Origin of the sequence: Streptomyces albidochromogenes (assembly GCF_005981925.1) — a bacterium.
In the GTDB taxonomy this organism is placed as follows: domain Bacteria; phylum Actinomycetota; class Actinomycetes; order Streptomycetales; family Streptomycetaceae; genus Streptomyces; species Streptomyces albidochromogenes.
Genome location: NZ_VBVX01000302.1, coordinates 1 through 7,486, shown reverse-complemented (window position 1 = coordinate 7,486; position 7,486 = coordinate 1). Strand labels below are relative to the sequence as shown.

7 protein-coding genes are annotated in these 7,486 nt (G+C 71.1%); 2 read left to right on the top strand and 5 right to left on the bottom strand.

Translation table 11 applies throughout. The features are described 5' to 3' along the window. The 3 genes from E2E34_RS28030 to galT all read right to left on the bottom strand — a co-directional run. On the bottom strand, nucleotides 1-702 hold a 702-nt coding region (locus E2E34_RS28030), incomplete at its 3' end, for a galactokinase (protein WP_279637908.1). After that, nucleotides 699-1,670 (bottom strand): UDP-glucose 4-epimerase GalE, encoded by a 972-nt coding sequence (galE, locus tag E2E34_RS28025; RefSeq protein ID WP_138904686.1) that lies wholly within the window; start codon nucleotides 1,668-1,670, stop codon nucleotides 699-701. The genes galE and E2E34_RS28030, both read right to left, overlap by 4 nt. Beyond that, entirely contained in the window at nucleotides 1,667-2,713 is a 1,047-nt protein-coding gene (galT, locus tag E2E34_RS28020) for a galactose-1-phosphate uridylyltransferase (RefSeq protein WP_138904685.1), read from the bottom strand. The genes galE and galT overlap by 4 nt, the downstream gene beginning before the upstream one ends. A 195-nt stretch (nucleotides 2,714-2,908) precedes the next feature. Between galT and E2E34_RS28015 the strand changes: the two genes are divergently transcribed. Next, nucleotides 2,909-4,579, top strand: coding sequence for a sodium:solute symporter family protein (locus E2E34_RS28015; RefSeq protein WP_138904687.1), 1,671 nt, complete (start codon nucleotides 2,909-2,911; stop codon nucleotides 4,577-4,579). 14 nt (nucleotides 4,580-4,593) lie between these two features. Further along, nucleotides 4,594-4,872: a hypothetical protein gene (locus E2E34_RS28010; RefSeq protein ID WP_138904684.1), complete on the top strand. Its 279-nt coding sequence runs from the start codon at nucleotides 4,594-4,596 to the stop codon at nucleotides 4,870-4,872. 63 nt (nucleotides 4,873-4,935) lie between these two features. Here the strand turns inward: E2E34_RS28010 and E2E34_RS28005 are convergent, their stop codons facing one another. Beyond that, nucleotides 4,936-5,607 carry a response regulator transcription factor gene (locus E2E34_RS28005; RefSeq protein ID WP_138904683.1) on the bottom strand — a complete coding sequence of 224 codons (672 nt, stop codon included), beginning with the start codon at nucleotides 5,605-5,607 and terminating at the stop codon, nucleotides 4,936-4,938. Nucleotides 5,608-5,835: 228 nt separating this feature from the next. Further along, nucleotides 5,836-7,302, bottom strand: coding sequence for an outer membrane protein assembly factor BamB family protein (locus E2E34_RS28000; RefSeq protein WP_244316182.1), 1,467 nt, complete (start codon nucleotides 7,300-7,302; stop codon nucleotides 5,836-5,838). Nucleotides 7,303-7,486: the final 184 nt, after the last annotated feature.

The window sequence follows — 7,486 nt, the reverse complement described above, 5'->3', positions numbered from 1 at the left end:
CCCCTCCCGCCGCTCCGCGTACGCCCCGTCGCCCAGCGCGTGCTTGACCCGCGTGTCGACGACCAGGAGCTCCAGGCCGTGGGCGGCCAGGTCGAACGGGACCTGGCGGCGCGTCAGGTCCCGCGTGTCCAGGTGCAGCGCGTGGCCCTGCGCGCAGCACGCCGACGCCGTCTGGTCCATGATCCCGCAGGGCACACCGACGAACGCGTTCTCGGCCCGCTGTGCGACGACCGCGAGACGGGCTCCGGAGAGCCCGAGGGCGTACAGGTCATTCAGGGCCAGCGCCGTGACCACCTCCAGCGCGGCGGACGAGGAGAGGCCCGCGCCCGTCGGCACGGTCGACGTCAGATGGACGTCCGCGCCGCCGACCGCGTGTCCCGCCTCCCGCAGCGCCCACACCACACCGGCCGGGTACGCCGCCCAGCCACCACCGCCGTCCGCCGGCGGCGCGAGGTCGTCGGCGCGCAGCCGGACGACGCCGCCGTCGACGTCCGCCGAGTGCAGGCGCAGTACGCCGTCGTCGCGCCGGCGGACGGCAGCGAGGGCCGTGTGCGGCAGGGCGAGCGGCAGCACGAATCCGTCGTTGAAGTCGGTGTACTCGCCGATGAGGTTGACCCGGCCGGGCGCCGCCCACACGCCGTCGGGCCGGGCCCCGTACAGCGTGGTGAACCGCTCCGCGACGGCGGCGGCTGCGTCGGTCATGCGTCCCGCTCCTCCCGGCGGGCGAAGGCCCACGCGTCCGCGACGATGTCCGCGAGATCCGCGCGGGACGGGTTCCAGCCGAGCTTCTCGCGCGCGGTCCGCGCCGAGGCGACCAGCACCGCCGGATCGCCGGCCCGGCGCGGCGCCGGGGTCTCGGGGACCGGGTGGCCCGTGACCTTCCGTACGGTCTCCACGACCTCGCGGACCGAGAAGCCGTTGCCGTTGCCGAGGTTGCAGATCAGGTGGTGTCCCGGCTCGGCCGCGTCCAGGGCCAGCAGGTGCGCCTCGGCCAGGTCGGCGACGTGGATGTAGTCCCGGACGCAGGTGCCGTCCGGGGTCGGGTAGTCGTCGCCGTACACCGCGATGGACTCGCGCCGGCCCTGCGCGACCTGGAGGACGAGCGGGATGAGGTGGGACTCGGGGTCGTGGCGCTCGCCGTGGGCGCCGTACGCGCCGGCCACGTTGAAGTAGCGCAGCGAGACGGCTGCCAGGCCGTGGGCCGTGCTCTCGCCGCTGATCATGTGATCGACGGCCAGCTTGGACGCGCCGTACGGGCTGGTCGGCGCGGTCGGCGCGGCCTCCGTGATGGGCGTGGAGAGCGGCTCGCCGTACGTCGCGGCCGTCGAGGAGAAGACCAGCTTGGCCACGCCCGCGTCGCGCATGGCGGCGAGCAGCGCCATCGTCCCGCCGACGTTGTTCGTCCAGTACTTCTCCGGGTCGGCGACGGACTCGCCGACCTGCGAGAACGCGGCGAAGTGCAGGACACCGTCGTACGACGCGTCCAGCCAGCGCGCGGCGTCCTGCACGCGGCCCTCGATGAAGGCGGCGCCGGCCGGGACGCCCTCGCGGAATCCGGTCGACAGGTCGTCGAGGACGGTCACCTCGTGACCGGCCTCCAGCAGGTGGGCCGCCACCACGCCGCCGACATACCCCGCGCCACCCGTGACCAAGTACTTGTGCTGACTCACTCGCTCGCTACCTCTCGCAGTCGCGCGGCCGCGGTCTCCGGCGGCACATCGTTGATGAACACATTCATGCCGGATTCGGAACCCGCGAGAAACTTCAGCTTTCCCGAAGTGCGTCGGACGGTGAAGAGCTCGAGGTGCAGGGCGAACTCGGGTGCGAAGTCCGACAGCCCGAACGGCGCCTGGTGCCAGGCGGAGATGTACGGCGTCGGCGGCTCTCCGGGGCCGAAGATCCGGTCGAACCTGCGCAACAGTTCCAGATAGAGCCGCGGGAACTCCGTACGCGCGCCGTCGTCGAGTTCCCGCAGGTCGCGGACGCGCCGCCGCGGGTAGAGGTGCACCTCGTACGGCCAGTGCGCGGCGTACGGCACGAACGCCACCCAGTGCTCGCCCTCCAGGACCACCCGGGCCCCCTCGGCGCACTCGCGGGCCACCACGTCGTCGAAGAGGTTGCGGCCGGTCCGGGCGAGGTGCGCGGCCACCGAGCGGAGCATCAGGTCCGTGCGCGGGGTGACGAAGGGGTAGGCGTAGATCTGGCCGTGCGGGTGGCCGAGGGTGACGCCGATCTCCGCACCCCGGTTCTCGAAGCAGAACACCTGCCGGACCCCGGGCAGCCCGGCCAGCTCGGCCGTCCGGTCGGTCCACGCCTCCAGGACGAGGCCGGCCCGCTCCTCGGTGAGGTCGGCGAAGGACGCGTCGTGGTCGGAGGTGAAGCAGACCACCTCGCAGCGTCCGGCGTCGCCGGCCAGCGAGGGGAAGCGGTTCTCGAAGACGGCCACGTCGTAGGCGGCGGCCGGGATCTCGCTGTGCCGCCCGTCGCGCGAGGGGCACAGCGGGCACTCGTCGGCGGGCGGGTGGTAGGTGCGGGCCTGGCGGTGGGAGGCGACGGCGACCCGGTCGCCGAGGAGCGGGTCGTGGCGGATCTGCGCGGTGGTGGCGACCGGGTCGAGCGGCCGCGGGTCCACCGCGTCGCGTACGGCGTCGTCCCGGGAGTCGTAGTAGAGCAGCTCGCGACCGTCGGCCAGCCGCGTCGACGTCTTCTTCACCGGCAGGCTCCTCACCACGGCATCCAACATAAACAAACACAACTAACCATGAGCAAACAGTCCAGTCAACGCCCAAACCTGGGACCGCTCCATCACAATCAAACAAAGAACACCAACACAACTCTTCAGTTTCGCTACCTGGAGGCGTAGGTTCCCAGTCGATCCGTGTCCTCGACGACGACGAAGCAGGTCTCCATGCACTACCTGGCCGAAGGGCTACGGCTCCCCACGAACGGGCTCGACTACACGATTCTGGCGATCTACTTCGCCGTGGTCCTCGGCATCGGCTTCGCGGCCCGGGCCAGCGTGAAGACCAGCCTCGACTTCTTCCTCTCGGGCCGGTCCCTGCCGGCCTGGGTCACCGGTCTGGCGTTCGTCGCCGCCAACCTGGGCGCCACCGAGATCCTCGGCATGGCGGCCACCGGCGCGCAGTACGGCGTGGCGGTCGTCCACTGGTACTGGATCGGCGCCATCCCCGCCATGGTCTTCCTCGGCCTGGTGATGATGCCCTTCTACTACGGCTCGAAGGTCCGCTCCGTCCCCGAGTTCCTGCTCCAGCGCTTCGACAGGTCGGCGCACCTGCTGAGCTCGGTCCTCTTCGCGTTCGCCGCCATCCTCATCGCGGGCGTGAACCTCTACGCCCTCTCGATCGTCGTCGAGGCGCTGCTCGGCTGGCCGCAGTGGCTGTCGATCGTCGTCGCCGGCTTCTTCGTCCTCGCGTACATCACGGTCGGCGGGCTCTCCTCGGCGATCTACAACGAGGTGCTCCAGTTCTTCGTGATCCTCGCGGCCCTCATCCCGCTCAGCGTCCTCGGCCTCAAGCGGGTCGGCGGCTGGGGCGGCCTGACCGGCTCGCTGGAGAAGAGCCACGGCGACGACTTCCTCACCGCCTGGGGCGGCACGGGCATAGGCGACGCCAACCCGCTCGGCGCGAACTGGCTGACGATCGTCCTCGGGCTCGGCTTCGTGCTGTCCTTCGGTTACTGGACGACCAACTTCGCCGAGGTCCAGCGCGCCCTGTCCGCGAAGAACCTGTCCGCCGCCCAGCGCACCCCGCTGATCGCCGCGTTCCCCAAGATCTTCATCGTGTTCCTGGTGATGATCCCCGGCCTGGTCGCCGCCGTGCTCGTGCCGAAGATCGGCACCGCGGGCTCGGACCTGACGTACAACGACGCGATACCGCTGCTCATGCAGGAGCTGCTGCCGAACGGTGTGCTGGGCATCGCGGTGACCGGTCTGCTGGCCGCGTTCATGGCGGGCATGGCGGCGAACGTGTCGTCGTTCAACACCGTGTTCACGAGCGACATCTGGGCGAAGTACGTCAAGCCCGGCCGCGACGACGCGTACTACCTGCGCTTCGGCCGGCTGATCACGGCGATCGGCGTGCTGGCCTCCATCGGCACGGCCTTCATCGCCGCCAGCTTCTCCAACATCATGAGCTACCTCCAGACGCTCTTCTCCTTCTTCAACGTCCCGATGTTCGTGGTCTTCATCATCGGCATGTTCTGGAAGCGTGCCTCGATGAAGTCCGGGGTCTGGGGCCTGGTCGCGGGCACCGGCGCCGCGATGGTGAACTACTTCTGGATCTACAAGCAGGGGATCGTCGACATCCCGACCGATCAGGGGGCCAACTTCGTGTCCGCGATCGTCGGGTTCGTCGCGGGCGCCGTCGTCATGGTCGCCGTCACCCTCTTCACCGCGCCGAAGCCGGAGGCCGAGCTCGCCGGCCTGGTGTACGGAACGCGCTCCCCGGGGCTCGAGGAGCCGCCCGGCGAGGGCGACGACGCGTGGTACCGCAAGCCCGCCCTGCTCGGCTGGGGCGCGATCGTCATCGCCGCCCTGTGCTACGTCCCGTACTCCTTCTGACCGGAGGCCAGATCATGTCCGAACTGCATCACGAAGTCTCCGAGCTGCAGCGCAAGTCCGCCACGGCGGCGCGTCTGTTCGACATCCGGCGCATCATCGGCGGCCTGTTCGCCGTCTACGGCGTGATCGTCACGATCGCCGGAATCACCGCGTCCGACGCGGACCTGGAGAAGGCGCAGGGCATCAACATCAACCTGTGGACGGGGCTGGCGATGCTGGCGCTCGGCGTCTTCTTCCTGGTCTGGCTGAAGCTGCGGCCGCTGATACCGCCGCCGGCCGGGCCGGCCGAGTAGGAAGCGCCTACGGGCTCCTTCTCCGCGCACCCGCACCCGGGAGCACGGAGAAGGGCGCGGCGCTCAGCGTTCCGGGGCCGCCCGGTCCAGGAGGCCCGTGCGGGCCGCGAGGGCCGCCGCCTCCAGGCGGGAGCCGACGCCGAGCTTCATCAGGACCCGCTGGACGTGCGTGCGCGCGGTACTCGGAGCGATGCCCATGCCGGCCGCGATCAGCCGGGTGTCCTCGCCGTCAGCGACCCGCATCAGGACCTCGACCTCGCGCGGCGTCAGCATCCGCAGCAGCCGCCGGCCCTCGTCGTCGGGCTGCGCCGCCGGGTTCAGCAGTTCGGCGAACGCGCCCTGGAGGAGCTGCGGCGCCGCCGCGGCCTCCCCGGCGCGTGCCTTCACCATCGCGCGCTCGACCCCCTCGATGCGCTCGTCGTGGCGGACGTACCCGGACGCCCCGGCGGCGAACGCGGCGGCGATGCCACGCGGGCTGGGCACCGGGCCGAGCACGACGACGGCCACCTGCGGCCGTTCGCGCTTGATCCGGACGATCGGGTCGAACACCCCCTCGTCGGCGGGGGCCGCCGTACCGAAGAGGCAGACCTCCGGCGACCGGCTGACGACCAGTTCCGCCGCCCCCGAGGTCGGGGCGGCCGCCGCGAGCACCCGGTGCCCGCGCAGCTTGAGCGCCGAAGCGAGCGCCTCGGCGAGCAATCGGTGGTCGTCGACCACCATGAGCCGCACGCCCATAGCCAAACCCCCCATAAGCCCTGCCCGTGGAGCTGGCCCCCCGGCCCTCCTGACCCGGCAAGCTACACGCTTGTTCGAGGTTGCGCGCCCCTCACCGGTAAGAAGCCCCTCGGATTGTCGAATTCCACGCGATTCAGGACTACTTGCCGGGTGAGTGTGAGAAAGGGACGGCCCCGGCAGTGGCGGGAAACCACTGCCGGGGCCGGTGCGACCCGTGTTCCGGACGCGTCAGCGCGCGCCGAAGCCGATCGCGAGGTACCGCTTGAAGCCGGCGCGCTCCTGGCTCATCAGGCGCGTCGACATGAACAGCCGTCCGTCGGCGTACCGGAACTCGGCGGAGTCCACCGTGAAGCTCGTCGCCACCTCGCGGACCGCCCGGTTCGCCGGGGCCTCCAGCAGCAGCGTCTGCTCCATGGAACCGCCGTTGATGCTCACCACCTGGCCGCCCTTGTCGTACGGCGGGTACTTGTACGCGATGACGTTGCCGCCGTCCATCCGGACCGGGTGCATCGTGTAGCGGTCGCCCGCGTCGGCACGGTCGCTGGTGAGCTTGCCGGTCGCGAGGTCGAAGGAGACGATCTCGTTCGTACGGCCGCCCTCGCTGCCGCCCTCGTGCTCCTCGGTCGGCACGTAGATCCTGCCGTTGCCGACGACGACCTTCGTGCACCCCTCGGTGTCCCGGCACCTCGGCGCGTACTTCTCGGCGTCGGCCGCGATCCTGGCGCGCAGCGTGCCGGTCTTCTCGTCGATCGAGAAGAAGTCGGACACGCCGCTGCCGTCGCCCGCGGTGTCACCGACGTCGGCGGCCGCGACCAGCGGCTTGGTGGAGACGATGCTCGCCCGGTCCACGCCGCTGGGCATCTTGTACTTCGACAGCGGCGCCCCGGTCTTCGGGTTCAGGTACTCGATCGAGAGCTGCGGGGTGCTGACCGACCCGCAGCTGCGCACGGTCGCGAGCGCCTCGCCGCCGGCGTAGCCGACGTCGCGGCACTGCTCCGCGTTGGGCTTGGGCTGCCAGCGGACCTTGCCGGTGGCGACGTCGAAGGCCGCGCCGCCACGGGTGCCGCCCACGCCGACCGCGTCGCCGCCGATGGTGATCTCACTGAAGATGATCTTGTCGTCGCCGTCCTTGACCGACTTCTGCCACAGGAGCTTGCCCGCGTCGATGTCGATGACGCCGACCTCGGTGCACGGCGAGTACGTCGCTCCCGAGGGCATCGGTCCCGCGAAGAGGACCGCGGTCTTGTTGTCCTTGGTGACGTGCGGCGAGGCCGCGCAGACCTCGCCCGGCAGCGGGATCGTCCACAGCTCCGTGCCCTTGTCCAGGTCACGGCCCACGACCTCGTTGAGGCCGCTCTTGACGTACGCCTTGTCGGTGATCCAGGAGCCGTGGACGCCGGCGACCGACTCGGTCACCTTCGGCGCGGGCAGCTGGAACAGGACCTTCGCGTTGGCGTCGGAGGGCTTCTCCTCCTTGCCCGCGCCGTCGGGGGCGGGCTTGGCGTCGCCGCCACCGCCCCCGCCGGCCGCTCCGGCGGAGGAGTTCCGGGCGGGGTCGTCCTTGCCGCCCTGGTCGTCGCCGGACGCGTACCAGACGCCGCCGCCGACGATCACCGCCACCGCGACGACCGCCGCGACGACGATGGCGGTGGTGCTGTTGACCTTCTTCCCACCGCCGCCGCCCTGCGGGGGCATGCCCTGCGGGTGGCCGTACGGCGGCTGTTGCTGCTGCCCGTACGGGCCGGGCTGGCCCGGGTAGCCGTATCCGGGCTGCTGGCCCTGCTGGGCGGGGTAGCCGTAGCCCGGCTGCTGGGGCGGCGGCCCCGGAGGCGTCTGCGGGTAGCCGTAGCCGGGCTACGGCTACCCCGCCCAGCAGGGC